The organism is Nocardiopsis prasina DSM 43845 (genome assembly GCF_000341265.1).
GTDB classification, from domain to species: Bacteria; Actinomycetota; Actinomycetes; order Streptosporangiales; family Streptosporangiaceae; genus Nocardiopsis; species Nocardiopsis prasina.
Window position 1 is genome coordinate 33392 of the sequence record NZ_ANAE01000110.1, and the last position, 24738, is coordinate 58129.

Consider the following 24738-nt stretch of genomic DNA (forward strand, 5'->3'; position numbering starts at 1 on the left):
GCCGGTGGCCCGGGGCTACCAGGGTCCGTAGGGGCCGTTGTTCTGGTTGCCGCCCACGCCCTTCACGGCGGGGCGCACGTCCAGCAGGAAGATGAGGGTGGCGACCAGGCCCAGGATGACGAACATGCCGGTGCCGGTCAGGACGGCGAGCAGGGAAACGCCGGAGGCCACACCGGTGAGGATCACCCACAGCTTCTTGGTCTGCTTGTCCATCACCACGAAGGCCTGCTCAGGGGTTCTCAGGGCCTCGATGAACGCGTACAGGCTGGCCACGAAGGTCACGAGGTAGATCAGCTGCCAGATCCAGAAGAACAAGACTCACTCCAGTCGCCTCACGCGTCCGAGCGGGGTTCCGCCCGCTCTCCACGTTAAACGGATCGGACGCGGGGATCGTGCCCGAAAGAGGGGCGGATCACTGACCGAATACGAGCGCGGTACCTCCGGACCACCGGGCGCGGCGGTCAGATCGGGATGTGCCAGAGGCAGGTCACGGTGGCCAGCAGGAAGGCCGAGGCACCCATGATCACGGCACCCGCGTGGTACGGGAGTTCGCTGTCCGGGCGCAGGAGCCGGTTGACCCTGCGCATGACGGCGGGTTCAGCGGCCTGCACGGCGGCCATCGCACCGGCGGGTACGGGCGCGGGCCCGGCGGCACCGAAGCGGAGCAGCGCCATGGCGAGCTCACGGGAGGAGCTCCTGCGGCGGGCCTGGTCGTCGGCGCACATCTCGATGAGCAGCGCGACGGTCTCGTAGTAGGTCCGCACCAGGCGCACGCGCGGGAAGGCCCGCTTCAAGGAGGAGAACGGGAGCAGAACGAGGTCGTGGCGTTCACGCAGGTGGGCGTGCTCGTGGGCGAGCACGGCCGCCAGTTCGCGGGTGTCGAGCACCTCCAGGGCACCGGCGCTGATCACCACCTGGGAGCGCAGCACTCCGGGCAGGCAGTAGGCGGCGGCCGCCGGGTGGTCGACCACGCGTGCGCCCGGGACGTCCGGGTGTTCGTTGGCCACCAGTTCCAGCAGGTCGTGGTGGCGTCTGCGGACCCGCACCACCTGGACGAACGAGGCGACGAGGCCCGAGAACAGCACGAGGGTCAGGGCGACGGCCAGCAGCACGGCGGCGAGGTGGCTCAGCCCCTCGAGCCCCTGCGAGAACTCGGAGACGATGAACTCGCCGGTCAGGAGGTCGGTGGCGGCGGCCAGCAGGCCGCCCGCGGCGCCGAGCTCGTAGGACGACAGGCCGTAGGCCAAAAGCGCACCGATGGTGGACACGCCCCAGGCCAGGCCGAGCGCCTGCCAGGCGATGACCGCCGTGTAGGGGCCGCGGGAGGGCCACTTCGCCCGGTGGAGTGCTTCCATGGCGACGAGGCAGCTGACCGCGACGAGAGTGAGGAGTGCGGCACTGACCATACGGACTAGTTCCTTGGCTGCTCGGTTTCCGCGAGTGCGCGACGGAGCGCTTCAGCCTCCTGGCCGTCCATGGACTGGACGAAGGCGGCCAGGGCCGCGTCGCGGTCAACCGTCTGACCGAGAGCGTCGAACATCAGCTCCGACACGTAGTTCTCGCGGCTGGCTGCCGGACGGTACCGCCAAGCACGACCCTCGCGTGCCCGGTCGACGACCTTCTTCTTGGCCAGTCGGTCGAGCACCGTCATGACGGTCGTGTGGGCCAGGTCCCGCTCGGCGAGAGCCTTACCGACCTCGCGAACCGTCATTGGTTCGTTGCGTGCCCACAGTACATCCATCACCGCGCGTTCAAGTTCGCCAAGCCGATTCATGAAACCAAGTCTACGACGGGTAGTACTACCCCCCGTGGCACCCCCACGTTAATTCTCGATGGCTTTCGGGGTAGGGGTTTGAGACGCTGCCGACAGGGCCCGGGGACCGCCTCCGACGAGGGGTGGAACGGGCCGGGGTGACCGAGGTCCCGCTCCTCCCGGGGCGGGCGGCCGAGGGAGAGACATGGCTGACCGAGGGGAAGCGCCGTCCGAGGGGACGCGGTTCCAGCTTTCGATGGGCGACATCACCGAGCACCACGCGGACGCGATCGTCAACGCCGCCAACAGCTCCCTGCTGGGCGGCGGCGGGGTGGACGGGGCCATCCACCGCAGGGGCGGCGGGGCGATCCTGGAGGAGTGCCGCGCCCTGCGCGCCTCCCATTACGGGAAGGGGCTGCCTGCGGGTGGGGCGGTGGCGACCACGGCGGGGAGGTTGCCCGCCCGCTGGGTGATCCACACCGTCGGCCCGGTGTACAGCGGGACCGAGGACCGGTCAGCGGTGCTGGCCTCCTGTTTCACCGAGTCACTGCGGGTCGCCCACGAGCTGGGCGCGGAGTCGGTGGCCTTCCCCGCGATCTCCACGGGGGTGTACCGCTGGCCCCTGGACGACGCGGCCCGGATCGCCGCGCGGGCACTGCGCACCGCGCCGGTCCGGGTGCCCAGGGTGGACCTGGTGCTGTTCGACGAGGCCGCCCTGGCCGCGTTCCGGCGGGCCTTCGAACCGGGCTGAGGAGGCGCGCGGCTCGACCGTGGCTCTTGCCCCGTCTACCGCGCCGCCCGCGTCCGTCGTACGCTCCGTTCCATGGGACACCGGCATCCGAGCAAGCTCAAGAACCCCGAGGTGAGTCACGCGCGGGCCCGCTGGCTGTTGCGCGCGGAACTCGCGGGGTGTGACGCCTGCCGCTCCGAAGGCGACGAGGACGCCTTGGCCGACCTCGCGTCAGGCGGTGTCTTCGACTCCCTGATCACGGGTTTCGTGCTGTCCCGCGTCCAACAGTGGCACTCCCCGAGCCGCCCGTCCGAGTACCCGGCCACCGTGTACCGCATCGCCCCCATCGACGAACGCGACTTCTGGCGGCCCCCGACCCAGCACTGCATGCGTGTGTGCACGGTGACGGGGGCCGAGGGCGACGGGGTGGACACGCTGCCCGCTCTCCGGGAACTGCGACTGATGTCGGCGCTGGACCGCTCCCTGGTCCTGGACGACATCATCGACGGCCTGGCCGAGACGGAGGGTTGACCTCGATTCCCGTGCTCCGGCTTCCCCGCCTGCCCGCGCCCGGCCCCCGCTTCTTCCCCGAGCACGACAGGCCGACCGCGGGCCGGTGCGTGAGGTGCGATGAGTACCCGGAAGCGGGTGTGCGCACCTGCCCCGACCGCTGGCCCAACGGTTGAACCGCTACTTACCGGGATCGGCGATCGGGGCCGGATAGCCCTCGACCCCCTCCCCGAACCCCTCCAGCCAGGGCGTGTGCACCTGCGCACCCGACAGTTCCGCGAGTTCGGGGACGTACCGGCGCACGTAGACGCCCTCCGGGTCGAACCGCCGCGCCTGCCGGGAGGGGTTGAACGCCCGGTTGGGTCGGGTGTCGTTGCCGGTACCCGCCGTCCACTGCCAGTTGCCGTACTCGTTGGCGACGTCGCCGTCGGTGAGGTGGGCGTCGAAGTGCGCGGCCCCCTCCCGCCAGTGCACCAGCAGCGTCTTGGTGAGGAAGGCGGCGGTGATCATGCGGGCGCGGTTGTGCATGAACCCCTCCTGGAGCAGCTGCCGCATGCCCGCGTCCACGATCGGCACACCGGTCCGTCCCTCCTTCCATGCGGACAGGGCGTCCGGGTCGTCGCGCCACTCGCGGTCACGCGCTCGGTAGTCGCGGGTGTTGATCCACGGGAACGCCGCCGTGACCTGGTGGTGGAAGTCGCGCCAGGCGAGCTGGCGCACGTACTCGCTGCCGCCGGGGAGGTCCCGCGCGGCGGTGGCGATCTCCAGCGGGGAGAGGCAGCCGAACCTGAGGTCGGCGGAGAGACGGGAGGTGGCGGCACCGGGGAGGTCGTCGTTGCGATCCCCGTAGTCGGCCAGCCCCTCGTCGAGCCAGGCGCGCAGTCGTCCACGCGCCATGGTCCAGCCGCCGGTCTGCCGTTCCGGGGCGAGGGCGCCGATCCCCTCGGCGTCGCCGTCCAGCTCGGGCAGGTCACCCGGTTCGAGCCCCTCGGGCAGTTCGAGGGCCTCGGGCGCGGGCAGCACCTCGCGCCAGCGCGCCCCCTCCCAGGCCCGCCAGTAGGGGGTGAACACCTTGTAGTGGTCGCCGCTGGCCGGGGTGAGGTCGCCGGGCGGCACCACGGTCAGCCCGGGGTGCTCGCACACCTCCAGTCCGGTGGCACGCAGTGAGTCCAGCCGCCGTGCCGCGAACCGGGTCACGCCCGCGCTGAGGTGGACGGCGCGCGCCCCGGTCTCCCTGGCCAGCCTCCCGACCTCGCTTGCCGTGTCGCCCCGGCGAAGGAGGAGGTCTCCGCCTCTCTCCCGCAGCCCCGAGCGCAGGTCCGCGAGGGCCTCGGCCAGGTGGGCGCGGCGGTTGCGGGCGGCGCGCGCCAGGAGGCCGGGTTCGAGGACGAAGAGGGGGACCACCCGCGGGGAGGCGCGCAGGGCCGCGCTGAGCGCGGGGTGGTCGTGCGGGCGCAGGTCCTGCGTGAACAGGACGATGACGGGGGTGCCCAACAAGGACTCCTTCGCTTTTCGACACCATCACACTACTGGGTGTGTTCATTGGCGATTACCGGAGGTGGTCGGGGGTAGAGCCCCACCATGAACCCGCCTCCCCGTCCCGTCGTCGGAGTCTCCAGCTGCCTCATCGGAGCACCCGTGCGCTACAACGGCGGGCACTCGCGCTTCAGGTTCCTCACCGACGAGTTGGACCGGCACGTGGACTGGCTGCCGGTCTGCCCGGAGGCGGAGATCGGGCTCGGCGTGCCCCGCCCCACCCTGCGTCTCCAGGAGCGGCCTGACACGGCCCCCGGCGAGGGCGAGGACCGGGTCATCTCCAGCAAGGACGGCGCCGACCACACGGACGACCTCGCCCGGGTCGCCGACCGGCACCTGCCCGAGCTGCGCCGTCTGGACGGATACGTGCTCAAGAACAAGTCGCCGAGCTGCGGCCTGTACGCCCTGCCGGTCTTCGACGACCACGGCGACCGGCTGCGCGGGAACGGCCGGGGCGCCTTCGCCGCGCGGCTCACCGAGCTGCTGCCGCAACTCCCCTTGGAGGAGCAGGGCCGTCTGTCCGACCCCGTTCTGCGCGAGCACTTCGTGGAGCGGGTGTTCGCGCACTCCCGGCTGCGCGCCCTGTTGGAGGACGACTGGCGTCCACGGGACCTGGTGGCGTTCCACACCCGGCACAAACTCCAGCTGATGGCGCACTCCCCGGACGGCTACCGCGAGACCGGGCGGATCGTGGCCCGTGCGGGCACCGGCGATCCCGAGGAGGTCGCGGCCACCTACGCGGAGGCCTTCCACCGGACCCTCGCCGTCAAGGGCAGCCGGGGCAGGCACGCCAACGTGCTCCAGCACGTCTTCGGGATGATCAGCCCGCTGCTGGACGACGCCCGCAGGCACGACCTGCTGGCCGCGATCGAGGACTACCGGGAGGGGCAGGCACCGCTCAGCCTGCCGGTGGCCCTGTTGCGACACCACTGTTCCGCCGAGGCCATGACCTGGGCCAACGAGCAGACCTACCTGCGCCCCTACCCCGAGGCGCTGCGGCTGCGGCACCCGGTGGCGGTCTGATCCCGCGCCGGAGCCGGACCCGGGGGAAGCCGGAGTCGGACCCGAGGGAAGAGCACGGAAGGACGGTTCGGGGCGGCCCCTGACAGCACGCGGCGAATCCCTGCGCAGCGAACACGTTCGGCTACATTGGGTGACAGTTCCCGGCCGCGTCGTGCGCGGTTTCCGGTTGCCCCCGACCCGAGGTCCCCGACGTGTTCGTCTCCCTTCCCCGACGCGCCGCCGTGCTCGTCTCCTCCTGCGCCGTCGTGCTGCTCGCCACGTCCCTGGCCACGGCTCCCCCGGAGCGCCTGGTCGAGCGGATCGGCCACCACCTGTCGCCCCCGGAACCGGAACTGACCCACGGCCACGCCCTCCTGCCCCCGTATCCGGTGACCACCCCCGCGCCCATCCCCAACCCGGGGCAGGTCGCCGTCTGCCAGGAACCCGGGCGCGACCAGGTCGTCACCCTGCCCGACCCCTCCGACGACGAGGGCCGCCCCCTGTGGATCCGCCGTCCACCCGGGCCCGACAGCACCGACCTGCCGGTCCTCTACCTGCTGCACGGCTCGGCCTCCACCCACCGGACCCTCATGGAAGCGGACCTGGGCGCCCACCTGGACCGGCAGATGTGCCGCTCGGGGGTCGAGTTCGTCGTCGCGGCCCCGTACGGGCAGGAGGACGGGGGCTCCACCACCGAGTGGGGGGACGCCCATGACGGCCGCTTCTCGCTGGAGAGCTTCGTCACCCGGGACACCGTCGACGCGGTCGAGGGCGAGCACCCGCGTCCCCGGTCTCTGCGGGCGATCGGCGGCTTCTCCATGGGCGGCTACGGTGCCGCCGCCCTGGCCCTGCGCCACCCCGACCTCTACTCCCAGGTGGTCGGCTGGGCCGGGTACTACCGCGTGGACGATCCGCACGGAACCTTCGGTGGGGACACCGCGGCGCACTCCCCCGACCTCCTCCTGGGGTCGGAGGACGTGAGCGACCTCAGGTTCATGCTGGTGGAGGGCCGAGCGGACCACACCCCGCTCCAGGAGGGGAGCATCCAGGGGGAGGCCGAACGCTTCTCGGAACTGCTCGCCGATCACGGTATGACGGTCGACACCCTCAGGCCCCGGGGCGGCCACGACCTGGAGACCTGGCGGAGCACCTTCCCCGAGGCAGTGGACTTCCTGGTGTCCGGGTGGGCGGGTACACGGTGATCCGGGCCGGGTCAACCCCGGCCCCCTCGGACGTTCCGGTGGGGAACAGTGTGTACCTTCGTCGCTGTTGACGACTACGGCTCGCACACTCGTTGCTGACACGACTCGGAGGAACCACCGGTGTCCGGACCCCTGCCGCTGGGACAACAGACGGCGGTTCCCTCAAGGATCGCGACCGTCAGTCTGCACACCTCCCCGCTCGACCAGCCCGGCACCGGTGACGCCGGAGGGCTCAACGTGTACGTGGTCGAGGTGGCCCGGCGGATGGCCGAACGCAACGTGGCCGTGGACGTGTTCACCCGCGCGACCAGCGCCGACCTCCCCCCGGTCGTCGAGCTGGCGCCGGGCGTGAACGTGCGGCACGTGCCCGCCGGACCCTACGGCCACCTCGACAAGAACACCCTCGCCGACCACCTGTGTCCGTTCGTGTTCGGGATGCTGCGTGCCGAGGCCCAGGCCGACCCTGGCCACTACGACCTCGTCCACGGCCACTACTGGCTTTCCGGCAGGGCCGGGGTGATGGCCGCCCGCCGCTGGGGCGTGCCCATGGTGCAGTCCATGCACACCATGGCGCGGGTGAAGAACGCCGCGCTGGCCGAGGGCGACTCCCCCGAACCGGAGGCGCGGGTGCGGGGCGAGGACCAGCTGGTGCGCCAGGCGGACCGGCTCATCGCCAACACCGACGACGAGGCGCGCCAGCTCACCGGCTTCTACGGTGCACGGAACGAGCAGATCAACACGATCCCGCCCGGGGTCGACCTGGACACCTTCACCCCCGGCTCACGTACGGAGGCGCTGGAGCGGGTCGGGCTGCCCCGGGACACCGAACTCCTGCTGTTCGTGGGCCGTGTCCAGCGGCTCAAGGCCCCCGACGTCCTCATCCGCGCCGCCGCCGACCTGCTCGAACGCGACCCCTCCCTCCGCTCCCGCCTGGTGGTCGGAGTCGTCGGCGGGCTCTCCGGGGGCGGCAGACACGAACCCCGACTGCTCACCGACCTCGCGCGTTCGCTGGGCGTCGCCGACGTGGTGCGGATGGAGCCCCCACAGGACCGCGCGCGCCTGGCCGACTACTACCGGGCCGCGACCGTGACCGTCGTTCCCTCCTACTCCGAGTCCTTCGGTCTGGTGGCCGTGGAGTCGCAGGCCTGCGGCACTCCCGTGCTGGCCGCGCGGGTCGGCGGTCTGACCACGGCCGTCGCCGGGGGCGTCTCCGGGGTCCTCGTGGACGGGCACGACCCCCGGCACTACGCCGCCGAGCTGCACCGGATGATCACCGAACCGGCCTGGCGTGCCAAGCTGGCCGGGGCGGGTCCACGCCACGCCGCCACCCTGGGGTGGTCGCGGACGGTGGACGAACTCCTGGACGTGTACCGGGACACCCTCAACCCGCGCGGGCTCCGGCTCGCCGCGGCCCGTTGACCACGGGGGGCGGACCGAAGTGACGAGAGGCGAGGACGTGGCAGCGGAAACAGAGCGCGAGAGCGCCATCAGGGCGATCAGCGAGGCCGTCACCGAGGCCGGTCTCGAGGTCGAACGCCCGCGTGAGGGGTCGTTCCTGGTGACGATCCCGGGCACGGCCAAGCTCAGGACCATGGTGTGGTTGGAGGCCGGACCGCACAGCCTCACCCTCACGTCGTTCTTCTGCCGCCAGCCGGACGAGAACCACGCCGGTTTCTACCAGTGGCTGACCCGGCGCAGCTCCGACATGTACGGGATGGCGTTCGTCTCCGACGACGTCGGCGACGTGTACGTGCGGGGACGCCTTCCGCTGGGCGGCGTGACCCCCGCCGAGGTGGACCGGCTGCTCGGCTGCGTGCTCACCTACTCCGACGAGAACTTCAACACCGCGCTGGAGCTGGGCTTCGCCACGGCGATCCGCAAGGAGTGGAAGTGGCGGACCGCGCGCGGCCACGACACCCGCAACCTGAGCGCCTTCGCGCACCTGGCCGAACCCGAACAGTAGGACCCGCCGTGGGCGGCCACCCGGGCGGCATCGCTAGGCTGGCTCCCATGGGAACTCTGGTACTGCTTCGACACGGCGAGAGTGTCTGGAACGCGAAGGGCCTGTTCACCGGCTGGGTGGACGTGGACCTCTCCGCGCAGGGCGAGGAGGAGGCCCGCCGCGGCGGCGAACTCCTGAAGGCCGCCGGGGTGACCCCGGACATCCTGCACACCTCTCTGCTCAAGCGCGCGATCCGCACCGCGAACCTCGCGCTGGAGACCGCTGACCTGCACTGGCTGCCGGTGCAGCGGTCCTGGCGCCTCAACGAGCGCCACTACGGCGCCCTCCAGGGCAAGGACAAGGCGCAGACCCGTGAGGAGTACGGCGACGACCAGTTCATGGTCTGGCGCCGCTCCTACGACACGCCCCCGCCGCCCATCGCCGACGACGACCCCTACTCGCAGGCCGGGGACGCGCGTTACGGTCTGCTCCCGTCGGAGCTGCTGCCGCGCACCGAGTGCCTCAAGGACGTCCTGGACCGCGCCCTGCCGTACTGGTACGACAGCATCGTCCCGGACCTGGCCGCGGGCCGCACCGTCCTGGTCACCGCGCACGGAAACTCGCTGCGCGCGCTGGTCAAGCACCTGGACGGGATCAGCGACGCCGACATCGCGGGCCTGAACATCCCCACCGGCATCCCGCTGGTGTACGACCTGGACGACCAGTTCCAGCCCACCAACCCGGGCGGCACCTACCTCGACCCGGAGGCCGCGAAGTCCGCCATCGAGGCCGTGGCCAACCAGGGCAAGAAGTAGTCCGGACCCGATCTCCCGTGCCCGCGCCGCCGCGAGGTGGTGCGGGCACCGTCATGTCCGGGGTCAGTAGACCAGAGCCTGGGCGCCGTCCCGGAGGCTCTCCTCCACGAAGGTGGCCGCTCCCGCGATGCGCACGCCCTCGACCAGGTCGTCCTGGGTGAGCTCCCTGCGGGCCGCGCACTGGGTGCAGACGGTGACGCCTCCAGCGGCGAGCACCGCCGCCAGCAGGTCCTGGAGCGGGGCGGCGTGGGGGAGGTCGAACTTCTCGGCTCGGCCGGGCACCGCGAACCACGCGGCCTCGCCGGTCAGCCAGAGCGACACGTCCACTCCACTCGCGACCGCCGTGGCCGCGACGGTGAAGGCCTGGTTGCAGCGCTCCGGGGAATCCTCACCGGCGGTGACCTTGATCACCAGGGAACGAGTCATGCGGTCAGCCTACTCAGAACGCGGCGGCGGTGACGACCGTGCCGGCGATCGCACACAGGGCGAAGGCGGTCAGGAGCAGGACGGCCTCACGGCGGCGGGGCGAGACGCGGGCAGGGCCCTCCTCCACGCCGTGCTCGACGGTGAGCGGGGCGCCCTCGGAGGCGACCAGCACCACGCGGCCGTCGCGCACGTCGACCTCGCCGCTGACGCGCACGCGCGCCCCCTGACGGATGATCCACTCGCGGTACTCGAACTCGATGGTCTCGCCCCGGAAGACGCCGGAGATACGGCCGCGCACACGCGGCAGCAGGTCGTCAGCGGCGGCGGCGACCCCGGGCTGGGGGCGGCCGACCAGGCGCTTGAGGCAGAGCTCGGGGTCACGCGGCTCCACACCGGTCGGGTCGACGTAGACGCGCTCAGCGGCGCCGGCGCGGCCCTCGGCGACCAGCCCGAACAGCTCATCGGAACCGTAGTCGGCGATCGAGTCGCAGGCCCGCTCGGTGACCGCGCCCTCAGCGCGGTCGCGGACCAGGGGCCGGTAGTGGCGGAGCACCTCGTGGCCGTGCCACACGCACTCCGAACCCGCCAGCCCGGACTCGATGAGACCGGAGGGCCCGGCCGCGGCGACTCCGGTGAGCGTCACCCGCTGGCCCTTCCGTGGCACCAGTGCGCTGGGCAGGAGCTGGGCCAGCCCGCGCTGTCGCAGCCAGCGGCGCAGGGCGACGACGGTCAACGGCAGGAGGACCACCGCGACGGCGAGCAGCGCCACACCGATCACCATGAACACAGGCAGCCCCTTAGTAAGCGCGTCGGAGGTCAAGGACGACTGCGGGCGCCGAGCCCCAAGGACACACCGCGTCTGCTGACAATCTTTACCAGTTCTCCAGGAAAGCGGGGCCAATTGGGCATGTCCAGTCCAAGGCTCCTCGATGGCACGGAACGCACCCCTGCCGGGTGTTCGCCGAACATGCCCTAGGCTCGGTGGCTATGGATGCTGAGGTACACCCCGATCTGGAGAAACTGTCGTTCCTGTTCGGGCGCTGGGAGGGCGTCGGCGTGGCCGGTTACGCCGACGAGGAGGAGCTCCAGTTCGGACAGGAGGTCGAGTTCACCGTCAGGGACGGCGCTCCCTACCTGGACTACCGGAGCCGGGCCTGGCGCATGAAGGCCGACGGGACGCTCGGAGAGCTCATCACCGAGGAGTCCGGTTACTGGCGCGCGCTGTCCGAGGAGGACACCGCCCGGTACGCCAAGGACGACGAGAAGAACATCATCCACCTGGAAGTGCTGGTCGCCCACAACGAGGGCTTCATCGAGTCCTACCTGGGCAACGTGTTCGCGAACCGGGTGGAGATGGCCACCAACGCGGTGGTGCACACCATCACGGGCCTTGAGGTCCAGGCCTCGCACCGCCTCTACGGGCTGTTCGGCGAGGACCGGGACACCCTGGGCTACGCCTGGGACCTGGCCGCGCGCGGGCACGACCTGCGCTCGTACATGTCGGCGCAGCTCAAGAAGGCCGGGAGCAAGTAGCAGTGGCCGCGCTCCGACCGCGGTCGGAGGGCATGGGCGAACCCCGGGCTCTGTCCCGCGGGTGCGGGGCCGGTCGGACCAGGTCCGGCAGCCCGGGGTTCGGGTGTCCGTCAGGTATTCGCACGAACGACGTCGAGCGAATGCTCGGCGTCGCCCTAGCGGACGGCCACCTCGCCAGTCCTTGAATGAATCATTTCTCGGACCACCTCCTTTCCTGCGTGCCTCCGAAGGTACGTCCCGTGGCCGGGGTGGGGCAAGTGATTTTCGGGGCTCCGTATTCGCTGCTCAGAGCGGTGCTCCGGGGTGTTTGGCGGGCCGGATAACCTCGGTTCCATGACTTCGCCGTTGCTGACCACACCGGGTGCCGTGAGCGCCGACAGCCCCGACTCCGACGTCGCCGCGCACTACGGCGACCCCTCCCACGAGGCACGCGCGATGGAACGCTCCAGCGCCTGGGTCGACCGGAGCAACCGCGGCGTGGTGCGCGTGACCGGACCGGACCGCCTGAGCTGGCTCAACGACATCACCAGCCAGCTGACCCGCGACCTCGCCCCCGGGGTCGCCACCGAGTCGCTGGTCCTGGACACCCGGGGCCACCTGCGCCACCACCTGTCCCTGGTGGACGACGGTGAGACGACCTGGATCCACACCGAACCCGGGGGCGGACCGGCGCTCGCGGAGTTCCTGGACTCGATGGTGTTCATGCTGCGGGTGGAGGTCGAGGACCGGTCCGACGCGCTCTCCGTGCTCACCGTGCTGGGCCCGGAACGCTCCCGGGTGACGACCGTGGTCGAGGGCGTGGTTCAGCGGGACACGGAGGACCAGACCGACCTGTTCGTGCCCTCGGGCGACCTCGTGGCCGTCGCCGAGAAGCTCACCGCCGCCGGAGCCCGTCCGGCGGGCATGTGGCCCTACGAGGCCCACCGGATCGCCGCGCACCGCGCCCGCCCGGGGCTGGACTCGGACGAGCGGTCCATCCCGCACGAGATGGACTGGATCGGCTCCGCCGTGCACCTGGAGAAGGGCTGCTACCCCGGCCAGGAGACGGTGGCGCGGGTGCACAACCTGGGCCGCCCTCCCCGCCGTCTGGTGATGCTGCACCTGGACGGCACCGTCGAGCGGCTGCCGAAGCTGGGGAGCGACATCGAGCTGGCCGGGCGCAAGGTGGGCCGGGTCGGGACGTCGTCCCGTCACCACGAGCTGGGGCCGATCGCCCTCGGCCTGGTCAAGCGCACCGTTCCGGTCGACGCCGACCTGGTCGTGGACGGGATCGCCGCGGGCCAGGAGGTCGTCGTGGACCCGGACACGGGCGCCAACGCGAACCTCGACGACTTCCGCCGCAAGCCCAGGTAGCCGTCACCGGGGCGGGGCGCGGCCCCGCCCCGACCTGTCGCCCCGCTCCCGCGGACGGACGCGACGACGCGGACGACGGTGGGGACGGCGACGGGTGCGGGATGCGCCAGCCTCCCGGTCACGCCCGGCTCGCGCAGGACGGAGGTCCTCTGGCGGAGTCGGCCCGGGCCGCGTCGTGTTGACAGGGACTCCCCTGGCGGGTGTGAACTGTGGTGAACCACCGGACGCTGCCGAAGGGGAACCCCGTGAGCCCGAAGATCGCCACCAACACCGCCGTGGACCGGGAGGCGCTGATCGCGTTCGTCACACCCCGGCACAGGGCGCTGCTGATCACCCAGCGCCGGGACGGCTCCCCGCAGGCCTCCCCGGTCACCTGCGGAGTGGACGGCCGGGGGCGGATCGTGGTGTCCACCTACCCCGAGCGCGCCAAGGCCCGCAACGCGGCACGGGAGGGGCGGGTGAGCGTGGTCGTGCTCTCCGACGACTTCGAGGGCCCCTGGGTGCAGGTCGACGGGACCGCCGAGGTGCTCAGCGGGGAGGAGGCGGTCGAACCGCTGGTGGAGTACTTCCGAGTGATCTCCGGAGAGCACCCGGACTGGGAGGAGTACCGCCAGGCGATGCGCAGCCAGGGCAAGGCCCTGGTGCGCGTCACTCCGCGGCGGTGGGGGCCGGTGGCCACCGGAGGGTTCCCCGCGGGCAGGGCTCCGCAGGCCTGAGCCGGAGGCTCTCTCGCGGCTGTTGACGCGCCCGGACGCGGGTCGGCGCCCGGTGACGGTGCCAGGACACGGCCACGGCCACGGTGGACATGTGCGCCTGCTGGAGGTGCTCGGCCCGGACGTGGGCGTCGCCCGAATCATCGGCGGACTGCGCGCCCCGGTCACCCCCGAGGACGACACGGCGTCCTCGGTGACGCCTCCGAGTGGACCCCTCCCATCCGGGGTGGCTCCACGTCCCGGTGTGACCACCTTTCTCGTCCCTCTCACCCACGCCCCGGGGCGCTCCGAGCGTCCGGACGCCTGGGCGCCCGGACGGCCGGACGGCGGTCACTCAGGGGTGCGACCCGACGACGGACGCGAAGGAACGCTCCGGCGACGCTCACCGCGGAGCCCGGCACCGGTCACGGGGGCCTCGATGCCTCCCACGGTGCCGTCACCCGCGCCGCCGGGGCGCCCTCGCGAACTCGGGGAGTCAGACCGTGAGGACGATCTTGCCCCGTGTGCGACCGGTCTGGTTCAGGCGCCAGGCCTCGGCGGCCTCCGCCAACGGGAACTCCCTGTCGATGTGCACGCTCAGCACTCCCCGGTCCGCCAGGCGGGAGAGTTCGACCAGGTCATCGTGGTCGGGCCGGACCCACAGGTACTGCCCACCGGTCGAGAGGACCCCGTGGTCGGCGATCGAGACCACCCTCTCCGGGTTCTCGGTGACCGGAAGCGCGGCCACCCCGCCGCCGACGAAGTCGAGGACCGCGTCCACGCCCTCGGGGGCCAGTGCCCGGACCCTCTCGGTGAGTCCGTCGCCGTAGGTGACCGGCTCGGCGCCCAGCGCTCGGAGGTGGTCGTGGTTGCGCTCGCTCGCCGTACCGATGACCCTCGCGCCCAGCGCGACCGCCATCTGCACGGCGAACGCGCCCACGCCGCCCGCGGCGGCGTGCACCAGCACCGTGTCACCGGAACCCACCGAGACGCGCTTGAGGGACTGTAGGGCCGTGAGACCCGCGAGGGGCACCCCGGCCGCCTCCTGCCAGCTCAGCGCGGCGGGCTTGGGCGCGATCAGTCGCACGCTCGCGGAGACCAGCTCGGCGTAGGTGCCGTTCTTGGCCCAGTCCTTGCGCAGGTACCCGTAGACCTCGTCGCCGACCGCGTACTCCCCCGCGTCGAACCCGACGGCCTCGACGACGCCGGCCACGTCCCAGCCCGGGACGAGCGGGAAGTCCGCCTCCATCACGGGATCCAGACCACCCGTGGCGAGCTTCCAGTCCACCGGGTTCACACCGGCCGCGCGCACGCGGATCAGGACCTCCCCCGGGGCCACCTTGGGATCTGGCAGATCCACCAGGGCGAGGTCGTCGACGGAACCGTACTGCTGTAGTGCTATTGCCTTCATGTCGGGTGACAAGGCGGTGACCGTGTGATTCATTCCGTACACAAGCGGCCGGGCCCGGTGGGAAGTCCCACCGGGCCCGGCCGTTTCGCACCGGTCCGCCGGCGCCGCGGTGCGCGAGGCCTAGCGCAGGGCGGCGGCCAGGCGCTCGTCGTGCAGGCGCTCACCCCAGGCCGGGGGAAGCGGGTTCAGCTGACCCACGCGCCAGCGCAGCAGCAGGTCGGCCAGCTGCGGGTTGCGCGGCAGGGCCGGGCCGTGCAGGTAGGTGCCCAGGATCTGGCCCTGGTAGGCACCCTCGGTGCGGTCGTCGTTGCCGATGCCCTTCACCGTGGTGGACAGCGGACGGGCCTGCGGGCCGATCGCGGTGCGCCCCTGGTGGTTCTCGAAACCGGTGATCCGCCCGACGCCCAGGGCGGGCTCGACGTCGGCGACGATCTCGCCCACCGCGCGGGTCTGGCCGCGGGTGCTGCGGATGTCGAGGATGCCCACGCCCGGAAGCGGGTTGGCCTCGTCGTCGCCGTAGCTCTCACCGATGATCTGGTAGCCCGCGCAGACCGCGAACACGCACGCGCCGCGCGCGGCGGCCCGGGCCAGCCCACCGTCGGCGCGGAGCCGGTCGGCGGCCAGGATCTGCGGCCGGTCCTCGCCGCCGCCGAGCAGGTAGATGTCTCCCTGCTCGGGCACCGAGTCGCTGGAGTGGACGTGCACGATCTCCGTGGGGATGCCGCGCAGTTCCGCGCGGCGCTTGAGGATGAGGACGTTGCCCTGGTCCCCGTAGGTGCTGAGCAGGTCGGGGTAGATCCACACGATCCGCAGGGCGCTGCTGGTGTTCGACATGGGTGTGTGTCTCCTACTGGACGCGGCCGTACGCCGTGCGGATCTGCTGGAAGGCTGTGTAGTTGGCGATGACGTCGACCTTGGTGATGTCGGGGCGCTCGGCCTTGAGCTTGGCCAGTACCTCGTCCACGCGGTCGGCGACCTCGAAGGGCACCTCGTCGGTCTCCAGGCGAAGCGCGAGGTCCGTGCGGCGCTCGCCCATGACGAACACCCTCCGGTCGCGCAGCACCGTGTAGTCCACGTCCCAGAGCCAGGAGGTGTCCTTGCCGTCGGGGATCTGGGCGTTCACCGCGAGGATCACGGGGACGCGGGGCGGGTCCAGGACCGCGAAGGACTCCAGCCATCCGGCCGGGTTCTTGGAGAGCAGCAGGCGGACCTCGACGCCCATGGTGACCACCGAGGTGTAGCGTCCGGCCACCGAGGTGACCTCGCGGAGCCGCTCGATGGTGCGCTCGGGGTGCATGCCGTAACCGGCGGCCGTGGCGGCGGCGATCGCGGCGTTGGCCCGGTTCGCGTCGCCGGGCAGGTTCATCCGGAGCTTGATCTGCTGACCGTCGGGGGCGACCAGCACGTCGTTGTCGTTGTCCACCGCCCACGTGGCGCGGGGACGGGCCAGACCGCACTCGGGGCACTCCCAGTGCGGGTCGGTCTCGCGCTTGAGGTGGCCGCCGCACTCGGGGCAGCACCAGGAGTCCTCCTTCCAGCGCTGACCGGCCGACACCCAGGTGGCGTTGGGGGCGCCGAGCCCCGCCCAGGCCACCAGCGGATCGTCGGCGTTGGCGATGACATGGGTGTCGGTCTGCGCGAGGGCGGTCCGCCACTTCTTCGCGAGCAGGTTGATCTCCGAGGCGCGGTCCATCTGGTCGCGGCTCAGGTTCATCAGGACCACGAAGGAGGGGTTGGTGGCCTTGAGTACCTGCGGGAGGTACTTCTCGTCCACCTCCAGCACACCGTTGACCGCCGACTTGTTGTCGGACAGGGCGGTGATGTGCCCGGTGGGCATGTTCGCGCCGTACTCGTTGGTCGCCACGTCACCGAACTCGCGCAGGGCCTGCGCGATGAGCCGGGTGGTGGTCGTCTTGCCGTTGGTGGCACTGACCAGGGCCAGGCGACGGCCCTGGGCGAGCTTGGCGAGCAGGTCGGGTTCCACCTTGAGGGCGACGCGCCCACCGATGACGGAGCCGTCTCCGCGTCCGGTGGCCCTGGACAGGCTCGCTGCGCTCCTGCCAAGTACCGAGGCCAGTTGGGCGCGCAAGGGAAGCTCGCTCATCAAATCTCCACGATCGGTAGATCACCCGCACGAACGCGCTTCGGCGGCGGGCGATGTGTCGGGCCAAGCTTATTGTCCACCGGACCTCAGACCCGCCAGTCCAGACGCTCGGGCGGCGGCCCGAGGTTGGGCGGGACCTTCTCGGGGTCGGTGCGGCCCGCGGTTCCGAACGCCTCGGCGGCGTCGTTGCCGTCGTCCCCGCTGGTCGCCCCGGGGGTGTCGTCCCGAACCGTGCGGTCCGGTCCGGCGGCGCCCCCCGGTGTCCCGGTGCCCCCGGACGGTTCGGATCCGCCCGCGCGCCCCCTCCGGAAACCGCCGTTCCCGGTGCCGTTCCGGGACGCCGATGCTCTGGCGGTGGCTCCGGCGCCACCACCCGAGCCAACGTTCCCGCTGGTACCGGTGTTCCGGGTGTCGTCCACCGTAGCCAGGGTGGCCGTGGACAGGGTGAGGATACCCGGGTTGGTGTCGGCGAGGATCGGCCCGCCCGGGGTCAGGACGAGGGCGGCGGTGGACGGCAGCCCTCGAAGGGCTCGCGCGTCCAGGCCGCGGGAGCGCGCACCCGGCGCCTCCTCCTCGTCGTTCGGTCCCGGGGTGTCGATCTCGGCGGCCTGGCTGGTGACCCGGCCCCACGCCGTGGTCGATCTCACATGGCGGACCAGGTCGAGGGGGACGATCGAGGCGGCGGCGTTGCGGATCAGGGCGCCGGACTCGGTGTGCGGTGAGGGGAACAGGAGGTCGTCGTCCTCCTCCTCGTCCTCGGACGGTTCGAGCACTGTGCCGCCCACCGCCGCACCGATCACCTCGGTGAGCCGGTGCACCTCCAGGTCGCGCGGGTCGGCCTCGGCGGAGACCGCCGCCTCCACCGCTCTCGCGACCTCCTCGGCGTCGTCGTCCAGGCCCATCACCACCGGCAGGCAGGCGGGGTCGGAGAATCGTTCCAGAGCGGCGGGGACGGCGGTGCGGAACAGCAGGACCACCTCCACGTCGCCCTCGGACGCAGCCGCCAGGACCTGGTCCACCTCCTCCGTCGGGAGGGTCTCCGCGCCGCAGACCACCAGGCTGCGCGTACGCCGCGGTCGGACGGCACGTCCGCCGACGGCGGGTTCCGGGGCGCGGGCCTCCAGCAGTTCGCTGAGCGCGGCCACGGCGTAGGTCCCGTAGACCCGGGCCGCGCCCTCGCCCGAGGCCCGGTCCGTGGAGATGATCTTGACCTGGGCGTAGGCTCCGTCGTCGGCCCGGGTACCCACCGCCTCGAAGGGGCTGAGCCGGTCCTCCAGTGTCCACGCCCGTTCGCGTATCCCGGGGTCGTCGGCGCACCGCTCCCGCACCCGAGCGCGCTCCGCCTCCGTGAGCAGCGCCAGAGCGGTGTCGTCCTCGGCCGTGTCGTCCTCGGGGGTGACCAGGGCGCGCAGTCCGCCGATCAGCCGGGCGACGCCCACGTCCGGGCCGAGCACCTCCAGCAGGCGCAGCAGCAGGGTCTCGTCGGCGTCCGCGTCCTCCAGCCCTCCGGAGGCCGCGGCCGCCGCCGAGAGGATGCGGGCCCGTTGTCCGGCGTCCAGGTTGGTGCCCAGGGTCATCCGCGGCAGGTCGGCCGGGAGCACCCAGCGACGCGGCCCCACCGCGCAGCGCCGGGCCAGACGGACCAGCTCGCTGGTGACGGAGCGCCCGGTGAGGTCCACGACGGTGAGGTCGCCGCCCTCGCGGAGCCGGGAGATCCCGATCGTGGTGAGCAGCGCGGACCACCCCGCCTCGCGGCCGCCGACCACGAGCACTGACGAGACCCCCGCGGGCACCGTCACGCCGTACCAGCGGGGCTGGGCCTCGAAGGCGCGCGCGGCGGCCTGCCACTCGGTGTACCGGCGCGCGTGTTCGCGCTGTTGCTCGTGCAGGGCCCGCTCCCGTTCGGCCCGCTCCTCGGCCAGACGCGCCTCCGCGCGTTCGAGCCGGGTGGCCATCACCTGCCTGCTCTGGAGCAGCGCGAAGACCACCGGCGCCGCGATCGCCGCGCAGGCACACACCCCGCCCAGGGCCAGGCTCCCGGGGAGGATCCTCAGGGTCCACAGCAGCGGGCACAGCAGGGCGAACAACCCGAGCCCACCCAGGGCGAAGTAGAGCGGCCGGTTGGTCTCGGCCTCGCTGTCGAGCTGCCCGGCCACCCACTCCTGGCTGAGGGTCCGGGCGTCCGCTGGCGCGGGACGGCGGGGGGCCGGTCCCGGCGGCGGCAGCACGATCCTGTGCCGCCAACCGAGGTAGGTGCGTCCCGCCTCACCTCGGGGCGTGCTGGCCGCCGCAGACGACCGTGCTGAGGGCACCGTCCGAACACCTCCTGACCGGCGGGGGGAGTACCACCGGAATACCTTCACGCGGGGTCCGGCCAGGGGGTCGGAGGTCGGGGCTGGGGGCCCGCGCCCGGCGTGCTTGCCACGGTCCGCGTTCCGCCGGGGAGCGGGCGCCGGGGGCGTCCGGCCCCTCCGGAGGAAACGAACCGTGATCTTCAGTCAAGCAGGGCCGTCCACCGCTTTCCAGCCCCCGTCCCGGGCCTGGGGAAAACCCGCCTCTCCGGGAAGACTGGACCCGCGCTGGGTGACTCCGGCCGCCGAGCTCGACGGGACTCCGAGGCCCCAGGAGGAGGAGCCGACATCATGGGTGCGACCGCGCCCGGGGCAACCCTGGGGCGCGGTCGCCTGGGCCTCCCTCCCCCATCCCCCGTCACGTGCCCCGCCCAGGTGCTCCCGGGCGCGCGGGTCCGGATGACGAGGAGTCCCCCATGTCCGACCCCCAGTTCTCCGTCTTCGTCCTCCAGCCGATCGCGCTCCTCCTCCAGACCGCCGGTCTGGTCCACATGATCCTGGCCGTGCTCTGGAACCGTCGACGAGGGCGGTACGGCTGGAGCGAACGCGCCCGGTGGCTGAGCGCCCCTGGGAGCGCGGAGACGAGCCGGGTCCGCCCCTACCTGCGCGACGGAGCGACCGCCCCCGGCCCCGAACTGGCCCACCTCACCGTGCGAGTGGCCGAGCACCGTGTGCGCCGGTTCGAGAACCCCTGGCAGGTTGCGGGGGCGAGCCTGGCCGCAATGGGGGTCGGTCTCTTCGCGGTCAGCCAGTCGTACTCCGGGCACGCCCCTCACCTCCTGTGGTTGGGGCTCGCCCTGTTCACCCTCGCCACGACCGCGCCCCTCTACCGCCGGAGTGTGCTCGACCGGGCAGAGCGGGCGCTGGAGGCCAACCGGGAGCTGGCGTCGCGATACGACGGGCCCGCCGGGGAACCTCCGGAGCACGCGGCGCCCCGGGAGCGCTGAGGGCGCACAAAACGGCGCGGCGCCGGTGTCGGACGGAGCGATTCGTCCGGCACCGGCGCCGCGCGCGGGTGGTACTGGTGTCAGGCCTCGACCTGGACGTCGATGACCTTGCCGACCTCGGCCGTCACCCTGAACTCCCCGGTGAAGCCCTGGGAGGCCAGGACCCGCAGCTTCCACTCGCCGTCGGCGGCGAAGAAGCGGAAGGTGCCCTCGTCCCCGGTGGCGACCTCCCCGACGAAGTCGTCGGAGGAGTTCAGCAGACGGGCGTAGGCGCCGCGCAGGGGCTGGCCGTCACGGGTCACCGTGCCCTGGATGACCGCCTGGTTGCCCGCGTCGACGTCGGCCAGGGCCACGCCTCCCTCGGGTGCTCCGCAGCTGTCACTCACTTGGCCTCAGCCTCTCCGAGCTCGACCGGGACGCCCACGAGGGAGCCGTACTCGGTCCACGAGCCGTCGTAGTTCTTGACGTTCTCCAGCCCGACGATCTCGTGCAGGGCGAACCAGGTGTGCGAGGAGCGCTCGCCGATACGGCAGTAGGCGATGATGTCCTTGTCGAGGTCCACCCCGGCCTCGGTGTAGAGCTCGCGCAGCTCGTCGGCGGTCTTGAAGGTGCCGTCCTCGTTGGCGGTCTTGGCCCACGGGATGTTGCGCGCGGTCGGGATGTGGCCCGGGCGCTGCGAGGTCTCCTGCGGCAGGTGCGCGGGGGCCAGCAGCTTGCCGGTGAACTCGTCGGGCGAGCGGACGTCGACCAGGTCCTTGGTGCCGATGGCCTCGACGACCTCGTCACGGAAGGCGCGGATCGAGGAGTCCTGCTCCTTGGCCTGGTACTCGGTGGCGGCCCGCTCCGGAACCTCCTCCACGAGCTCGCGGGAGTCGAGCTCCCACTTCTTGCGGCCGCCGTCGAGCAGGCGGACGTTGTCGTGGCCGTAGAGCTTGAAGTACCAGTAGGCGTAGGCCGCGAACCAGTTGTTGTTGCCGCCGTACAGGATGACCTGGTCGTCGTTGCCGATGCCCTTGGCGGACAGCAGCTTCTCGAAGCCGGTGCGGTCCACGAAGTCGCGGCGGACCGGGTCCTGGAGGTCCGTCTTCCAGTCGATCTTGACGGCGCCGGGGATGTGGCCCTTGTCGTAGGCGGACGTGTCCTCGTCCACCTCGACCAGGACGACGTTGGCGTCGTCCAGGTGAGCCTCCACCCATTCGGCGTCCACGAGGACGTCGGAGCGGCTCATGAGGAACCTCCTGTGCTTTCTGTGTGTCGCGTGTGCGGTCGGTGCGTCGCGTTCCGGGCGCGCGGTGCCCGGAACAGGGGTCTCAGGCGGCCTCCCCTTCCCTGACGGCCCCCGGGTGTTCCGGAGGGGAGGGCGAGGAGAGGCAGTACGCGTGGGAAAGGGCGGTCGCGGCGGCGGCGAGCCGTCCGGGCACGGTGGGTGGGTGTCCTCGGGGTTGCCGACGGAGGGCGGAGGAGAGATCCGCCGCGGTTCATCGGGGTCCGGGAGGGATGACGGAGGAAGGCCGTCGATTCCACGCGTGCGCGAAGGAGGGTGCCGGTCGCACGGAGCGAGCGGGGGCTCGAAGGTGGCCCGTCCGCCCTAGGGACACGGACAGAGCGCGGCAGCGACGCGGCAGAAGTCCACCGCTCGTCGCTTCGTCAGATACGCGCTCGTCAAGGAAGTCACGTCCTAGACGCTACAGCCCGCACCGCGATCTTGTCACGGGTGTCCTGGATCACAGGACGAGCGTCCCAGAATGTGGGACGGGGGTCGTGGAATCGCCGGATTGTCGGGCGTCGTCAGCGCACGGCCTCGCCGAGTGCGGCGATCACGTCGGCCTTGCGGGGCTGGCCCCCGGCCCTGCGGACCACCCGGCCGTCGGCGTCGAGCACGAACACCGTCGGGGTCCCCTGGACCTCCAGCCGACGCACCAGGTCCAGCCGGGATTCGGCGTCGACCTCCACGTGCGCCACCCCCGCGACCATGCCGGCCACGTCCTCCAGGACACGGCGGGTGGCGCGGCACGGCTGGCAGAAGGCGCTGGAGAACTGCACGAGTGTGGCCCGCGTACCCAGCTCGGCACCGAGCACGTCGGGGCCGAGCGTCTCCACCGCCGGGGTCATCAGACGGCCTCGGAGCCCATCAGCGGGACGTCGCTGCCCGTACCGGTGATCCTGAGGCCGTTGGAGGTGGCCTCCATGTCCTCGGCGGTCAGGCCGAAGGGCAGCTCGGGCACCTGGGCGCTGAAGGTCAGCATGTTCGAGACCATGGCGTCGACGTTGAAGGGGACGTCCGCCACCTCGATGCCGACCGGGGTCACGTACAGGGTGTCCCCGTCGACGGAGAACTCGCCACCGCTGGAGACCGAGACGCTCCGGCCCATCTCCGGGACGGCCAGCTCGCCGTTGATGCGGGGCTCACCGTTCTCGGTGGTGATGGTCATGCCCTCGGGCAGGTACGGGTTGAAGTAGGCGTAGGGCACCACGAAGGACCCGTCCACCTGGCCAGCGGTCACGGTGGGCTGGTCCATGAGGTCGCTCAGCGGCGCGTCGACGTCGGAGGCGGTGGCCTCGATCTGCTCGACCGTCACACCGCCCATCGTGGCGCTGTCGGCCTGGATGTTGACCTCGGTGTAGGTACCGCTGACCACCTGGGGCAGGAAGGCCCAGCCCTCAATGGACACGTCCGGTTCGTCGGACATCTCCATCTGCTGTGCCAGGCGCTCGGCCAGGGTGTTCTGCGCGAACGAACGCGCTCCCACGTCCGCCACCACTACGAGGGCGGCGAGAAGGATCAGGAAGACGACAAGGAACTTGCGCATCGGGGCTCCCAGCAACTTTCTTTCGCTCCGGCGCGGCTCTCGGCTGGGTCATCCGGCCGGTCTCGGTCACACGCCATCGGCACCCGACGGGCGCCGGTCATGAAAAACCTGTAGGGAAGGGTACTTCACCCGGCATGAGACGCGGGGCGCCCGGAATTGGTTGCGCCGGGGGCGTTCGTCACGGTCGGTACGCGGTCCCCCCGAACCGTGCCGAAGGGACCGCCTGCGGAGCGAAGCGCCTGGTCAGCGGGGCATCAGCATGGCGGCGAGGCCGTCGGTGGCGGCCGCACCGGAGAGGGAGAGCTCGATCACGTTGGTGGCCACCACGTGCCCGGAGAGGCGGCGTGTGAACTCCATGACGTGCGGCTGCTGCTCGTGCTCCTCCTGGGCCAGCTCGTCGCGGTAGATCGCGTAGACGATGCGCTGGAGGGGGGCACTGGGCACGGTGTGCGAGGCGAACAGCAGGGTGTCCGGCTCGCGCTTGGAGACCTCGGCCACGACGGCGTTGGCGAGCTGGTCGAACCCGCCGCCCTCGCCGTCGGCGAGCGTGTAGATCGTGATGACGCCGCGGACCTTGCTGGGCGCGGCGGCGGGCGCACCCTCATAGAGGTCGTCGTAGTTCTCGGCGTTGCGGCGCTTGCGGCGCACGGGCTCCTCCTGGGGCTCGTCGTCGAGTTCGTCTTCGTCGTCGTACTCGTCGTCGAAGTAGTCGTCGTACCCGTCGTCGTAGGGGTCGCGGCGCGGCTTGGCGGCCAGCGCCCCGGCTCCCCAGAGGGAGGAGACCGCACCGAGGACCAGCAGCGGGCCGAGGGCGCCCAGCCCCATGCGTCCGACCACGACGGCGAGGAGCACGGAGAGCGCGACCAGACCCAGCACCGCCAGGTCGGTCCGTCCGGGGCCGCGGGTCCCGCGCCGCACGACGGCGACGATCGCGATGACGAGGAGGACGGCGACGAAGCCCTGCACGCCGTTGGTGAGCGAGCGAGGGATCAGGTCGTAGTGGTCTCCCAGCGGGGGGAAGGCCGCGTCGAACCGGCCGCTGATGCGGTCGACGCTGAGCACCACCAGGGGAACGATGGTCAGGGCGGTGACGAAGAGGCGCGTGGTGAACAGACCGTTGGGTGAACGGACCGCGAACTCCATGGCGCCCCAGGCCGCGTAGAGCGGACCCAGGAGGCTGACACCGATGTGCAGCAGTCGGAAGGTGAGCTGCCCGAAGTCGAAGAGCACCCCGATGACCGCGGCGCTGAGGCCGACGGTGACCGCCAGGGACGCGATCAGCCAGGCGATCGCGGAGACACTCGGACGGCGTTGGGCATACGCGGTCAGCGCGGCGGTGGCGCTCCAGCCCACCAACGCGCTGATGAATGTCAGTCCTACCGTGACCATCCCGACCATGATGCTGCACCGCAAAGGGTGGATGTGCACCGCGTGCACTATTAGCGGGAGGCCGACCGGGAAGATCCCGCAGAGTGGGGGCCGAAACCGCGTTTGACACTGTGATCTTCATCACCAGGTTTGACGCTCTCGCCCTGTCGCGGCATGGCACCCGTGGGTGGTCATAAGCTCGCAGTACGCGGGGAAGCGCCACCCCGGACATCCGGAGGGCTGCCTCCCCCAC

27 protein-coding genes are annotated in these 24738 nt (G+C 71.6%); 11 read left to right on the plus strand and 16 right to left on the minus strand.

Going from position 1 to position 24738, the window contains the following annotated elements:
• Window positions 1-15: 15 nt before the first annotated feature.
• The 3 genes from D452_RS0110810 to D452_RS0110820 form a co-directional block, all read right to left on the minus strand.
• Entirely contained in the window at window positions 16-315 is a 300-nt protein-coding gene (locus D452_RS0110810) for a DUF2516 family protein (protein ID WP_017544166.1), read from the minus strand.
• A gap of 146 nt (window positions 316-461) precedes the next feature.
• Window positions 462-1406: a M56 family metallopeptidase gene (locus D452_RS0110815; RefSeq protein WP_017544167.1), complete on the minus strand. Its 945-nt coding sequence runs from the start codon at window positions 1404-1406 to the stop codon at window positions 462-464.
• Between the two features lie 5 nt (window positions 1407-1411).
• The gene (locus D452_RS0110820) at window positions 1412-1774 is read right to left on the minus strand and encodes a BlaI/MecI/CopY family transcriptional regulator (protein ID WP_082206639.1); all 363 of its coding nucleotides are present in this window, start codon (window positions 1772-1774) and stop codon (window positions 1412-1414) included.
• Window positions 1775-1958: 184 nt separating this feature from the next.
• On the opposite strand from D452_RS0110820, the gene D452_RS0110825 reads away from it, so the two are divergent.
• Entirely contained in the window at window positions 1959-2504 is a 546-nt protein-coding gene (locus tag D452_RS0110825; protein ID WP_026129184.1) for an O-acetyl-ADP-ribose deacetylase, read from the plus strand.
• 72 nt (window positions 2505-2576) lie between these two features.
• Window positions 2577-3014, plus strand: coding sequence for a hypothetical protein (locus D452_RS0110830; protein WP_017544170.1), 438 nt, complete (start codon window positions 2577-2579; stop codon window positions 3012-3014).
• A gap of 159 nt (window positions 3015-3173) precedes the next feature.
• Here D452_RS0110830 and D452_RS0110835 read toward each other — a convergent pair whose 3' ends face one another.
• On the minus strand, window positions 3174-4487 hold the full coding sequence (locus D452_RS0110835; protein WP_017544171.1) for a cryptochrome/photolyase family protein: 1314 nt from the start codon (window positions 4485-4487) through the stop codon (window positions 3174-3176).
• An 87-nt stretch (window positions 4488-4574) separates the two neighbouring features.
• On the opposite strand from D452_RS0110835, the gene D452_RS0110840 reads away from it, so the two are divergent.
• The 5 genes from D452_RS0110840 to D452_RS0110860 all read left to right on the plus strand — a co-directional run bounded on the left by D452_RS0110840 (window position 4575) and on the right by D452_RS0110860 (window position 9490).
• On the plus strand, window positions 4575-5552 hold the full coding sequence (locus tag D452_RS0110840; protein WP_026129185.1) for a YbgA family protein: 978 nt from the start codon (window positions 4575-4577) through the stop codon (window positions 5550-5552).
• 191 nt (window positions 5553-5743) lie between these two features.
• Window positions 5744-6733, plus strand: coding sequence for an alpha/beta hydrolase (locus D452_RS0110845; RefSeq protein WP_017544173.1), 990 nt, complete (start codon window positions 5744-5746; stop codon window positions 6731-6733).
• A gap of 120 nt (window positions 6734-6853) precedes the next feature.
• Window positions 6854-8152 carry a D-inositol-3-phosphate glycosyltransferase gene (mshA, locus tag D452_RS0110850; protein WP_017544174.1) on the plus strand — a complete coding sequence of 433 codons (1299 nt, stop codon included), beginning with the start codon at window positions 6854-6856 and terminating at the stop codon, window positions 8150-8152.
• 37 nt (window positions 8153-8189) lie between these two features.
• A complete protein-coding gene (locus D452_RS0110855) occupies window positions 8190-8696 on the plus strand; it encodes a type III secretion system chaperone family protein (protein WP_017544175.1) in 507 nt (168 codons plus the stop codon).
• 47 nt (window positions 8697-8743) lie between these two features.
• Complete coding sequence (locus D452_RS0110860; RefSeq protein ID WP_026129186.1) at window positions 8744-9490, plus strand: phosphoglyceromutase; 747 nt, start codon at window positions 8744-8746, stop codon at window positions 9488-9490.
• A gap of 63 nt (window positions 9491-9553) precedes the next feature.
• Here D452_RS0110860 and D452_RS0110865 read toward each other — a convergent pair whose 3' ends face one another.
• Both D452_RS0110865 and D452_RS0110870 read right to left on the minus strand, forming a co-directional pair.
• Window positions 9554-9916, minus strand: a complete 363-nt coding sequence (locus D452_RS0110865; protein WP_017544177.1) for a DsrE family protein — start codon at window positions 9914-9916, stop codon at window positions 9554-9556.
• A gap of 13 nt (window positions 9917-9929) precedes the next feature.
• A complete protein-coding gene (locus D452_RS0110870; protein WP_040693545.1) occupies window positions 9930-10697 on the minus strand; it encodes a hypothetical protein in 768 nt (255 codons plus the stop codon).
• A gap of 206 nt (window positions 10698-10903) precedes the next feature.
• Between D452_RS0110870 and D452_RS0110875 the strand changes: the two genes are divergently transcribed.
• The 3 genes from D452_RS0110875 (at window position 10904) to D452_RS0110885 (ending at window position 13518) form a co-directional block, all read left to right on the plus strand.
• Complete coding sequence (locus D452_RS0110875) at window positions 10904-11449, plus strand: nitrobindin family protein (protein WP_017544179.1); 546 nt, start codon at window positions 10904-10906, stop codon at window positions 11447-11449.
• Window positions 11450-11782: 333 nt separating this feature from the next.
• Window positions 11783-12802, plus strand: a complete 1020-nt coding sequence (gene ygfZ, locus D452_RS0110880; protein ID WP_026129187.1) for a CAF17-like 4Fe-4S cluster assembly/insertion protein YgfZ — start codon at window positions 11783-11785, stop codon at window positions 12800-12802.
• Window positions 12803-13047: 245 nt separating this feature from the next.
• Entirely contained in the window at window positions 13048-13518 is a 471-nt protein-coding gene (locus D452_RS0110885; protein WP_026129188.1) for a PPOX class F420-dependent oxidoreductase, read from the plus strand.
• Window positions 13519-13990: 472 nt separating this feature from the next.
• On the opposite strand, the gene D452_RS0110890 is transcribed toward D452_RS0110885, so the two are convergent.
• From D452_RS0110890 to D452_RS0110905, 4 genes are all read right to left on the minus strand, one after another.
• On the minus strand, window positions 13991-14905 hold the full coding sequence (locus D452_RS0110890; RefSeq protein WP_017544182.1) for an NADP-dependent oxidoreductase: 915 nt from the start codon (window positions 14903-14905) through the stop codon (window positions 13991-13993).
• A gap of 120 nt (window positions 14906-15025) precedes the next feature.
• On the minus strand, window positions 15026-15739 hold the full coding sequence (locus tag D452_RS0110895; protein WP_017544183.1) for a type 1 glutamine amidotransferase: 714 nt from the start codon (window positions 15737-15739) through the stop codon (window positions 15026-15028).
• A 13-nt stretch (window positions 15740-15752) separates the two neighbouring features.
• Window positions 15753-17009: a Mur ligase family protein gene (locus D452_RS0110900; RefSeq protein ID WP_017544184.1), complete on the minus strand. Its 1257-nt coding sequence runs from the start codon at window positions 17007-17009 to the stop codon at window positions 15753-15755.
• A gap of 86 nt (window positions 17010-17095) precedes the next feature.
• Window positions 17096-19321 carry a hypothetical protein gene (locus D452_RS0110905; protein ID WP_026129189.1) on the minus strand — a complete coding sequence of 742 codons (2226 nt, stop codon included), beginning with the start codon at window positions 19319-19321 and terminating at the stop codon, window positions 17096-17098.
• A 455-nt stretch (window positions 19322-19776) separates the two neighbouring features.
• Here D452_RS0110905 and D452_RS28090 point away from each other — a divergent pair, with 455 nt between their 5' ends.
• Window positions 19777-20307, plus strand: a complete 531-nt coding sequence (locus D452_RS28090) for a hypothetical protein (RefSeq protein WP_017544185.1) — start codon at window positions 19777-19779, stop codon at window positions 20305-20307.
• An 80-nt stretch (window positions 20308-20387) separates the two neighbouring features.
• Here D452_RS28090 and D452_RS0110915 read toward each other — a convergent pair whose 3' ends face one another.
• From D452_RS0110915 to D452_RS0110935, 6 genes are all read right to left on the minus strand, one after another.
• Window positions 20388-20693: a DUF1416 domain-containing protein gene (locus tag D452_RS0110915; protein ID WP_026129190.1), complete on the minus strand. Its 306-nt coding sequence runs from the start codon at window positions 20691-20693 to the stop codon at window positions 20388-20390.
• Entirely contained in the window at window positions 20690-21535 is an 846-nt protein-coding gene (locus tag D452_RS0110920; protein WP_017544187.1) for a sulfurtransferase, read from the minus strand. Before D452_RS0110920 ends, D452_RS0110915 begins: the two co-directional genes overlap by 4 nt.
• Before the next feature lie 360 nt (window positions 21536-21895).
• A complete protein-coding gene (locus D452_RS31955; protein WP_355267795.1) occupies window positions 21896-21982 on the minus strand; it encodes a putative leader peptide in 87 nt (28 codons plus the stop codon).
• Window positions 21983-22095: 113 nt separating this feature from the next.
• Complete coding sequence (locus tag D452_RS0110925; protein WP_017544188.1) at window positions 22096-22419, minus strand: TlpA family protein disulfide reductase; 324 nt, start codon at window positions 22417-22419, stop codon at window positions 22096-22098.
• Entirely contained in the window at window positions 22419-23117 is a 699-nt protein-coding gene (locus tag D452_RS0110930; protein ID WP_017544189.1) for an LmeA family phospholipid-binding protein, read from the minus strand. The genes D452_RS0110925 and D452_RS0110930 overlap by 1 nt, the downstream gene beginning before the upstream one ends.
• Before the next feature lie 243 nt (window positions 23118-23360).
• Entirely contained in the window at window positions 23361-24515 is a 1155-nt protein-coding gene (locus D452_RS0110935) for a putative quinol monooxygenase (protein ID WP_017544190.1), read from the minus strand.
• Between the last annotated feature and the right edge of the window lie 223 nt (window positions 24516-24738).

What these genes read in the sequence shown, in the direction of transcription:
- D452_RS28090 (WP_017544185.1), top strand. Translation starts at nt 19,777, where the DNA reads ATGTCCGACCCCCAGTTCTCCGTCTTCGTCCTCCAGCCGATCGCGCTC.
- D452_RS0110825 (WP_026129184.1), top strand. Translation starts at nt 1,959, where the DNA reads ATGGCTGACCGAGGGGAAGCGCCGTCCGAGGGGACGCGGTTCCAGCTT.
- D452_RS0110875 (WP_017544179.1), top strand. Translation starts at nt 10,904, where the DNA reads ATGGATGCTGAGGTACACCCCGATCTGGAGAAACTGTCGTTCCTGTTC.
- D452_RS0110865 (WP_017544177.1), bottom strand. Translation starts at nt 9,916, where the DNA reads ATGACTCGTTCCCTGGTGATCAAGGTCACCGCCGGTGAGGATTCCCCG.
- D452_RS0110860 (WP_026129186.1), top strand. Translation starts at nt 8,744, where the DNA reads ATGGGAACTCTGGTACTGCTTCGACACGGCGAGAGTGTCTGGAACGCG.
- D452_RS0110920 (WP_017544187.1), bottom strand. Translation starts at nt 21,535, where the DNA reads ATGAGCCGCTCCGACGTCCTCGTGGACGCCGAATGGGTGGAGGCTCAC.
- ygfZ (WP_026129187.1), top strand. Translation starts at nt 11,783, where the DNA reads ATGACTTCGCCGTTGCTGACCACACCGGGTGCCGTGAGCGCCGACAGC.
- D452_RS0110830 (WP_017544170.1), top strand. Translation starts at nt 2,577, where the DNA reads ATGGGACACCGGCATCCGAGCAAGCTCAAGAACCCCGAGGTGAGTCAC.
- D452_RS0110930 (WP_017544189.1), bottom strand. Translation starts at nt 23,117, where the DNA reads ATGCGCAAGTTCCTTGTCGTCTTCCTGATCCTTCTCGCCGCCCTCGTA.
- D452_RS0110900 (WP_017544184.1), bottom strand. Translation starts at nt 17,009, where the DNA reads ATGAGCGAGCTTCCCTTGCGCGCCCAACTGGCCTCGGTACTTGGCAGG.
- D452_RS0110870 (WP_040693545.1), bottom strand. Translation starts at nt 10,697, where the DNA reads ATGGTGATCGGTGTGGCGCTGCTCGCCGTCGCGGTGGTCCTCCTGCCG.
- D452_RS0110815 (WP_017544167.1), bottom strand. Translation starts at nt 1,406, where the DNA reads ATGGTCAGTGCCGCACTCCTCACTCTCGTCGCGGTCAGCTGCCTCGTC.
- D452_RS0110820 (WP_082206639.1), bottom strand. Translation starts at nt 1,774, where the DNA reads ATGAATCGGCTTGGCGAACTTGAACGCGCGGTGATGGATGTACTGTGG.
- D452_RS0110935 (WP_017544190.1), bottom strand. Translation starts at nt 24,515, where the DNA reads ATGGTCGGGATGGTCACGGTAGGACTGACATTCATCAGCGCGTTGGTG.
- D452_RS0110895 (WP_017544183.1), bottom strand. Translation starts at nt 15,739, where the DNA reads ATGTCGAACACCAGCAGCGCCCTGCGGATCGTGTGGATCTACCCCGAC.
- D452_RS0110890 (WP_017544182.1), bottom strand. Translation starts at nt 14,905, where the DNA reads ATGAAGGCAATAGCACTACAGCAGTACGGTTCCGTCGACGACCTCGCC.
- D452_RS0110840 (WP_026129185.1), top strand. Translation starts at nt 4,575, where the DNA reads ATGAACCCGCCTCCCCGTCCCGTCGTCGGAGTCTCCAGCTGCCTCATC.
- D452_RS0110925 (WP_017544188.1), bottom strand. Translation starts at nt 22,419, where the DNA reads ATGACCCCGGCGGTGGAGACGCTCGGCCCCGACGTGCTCGGTGCCGAG.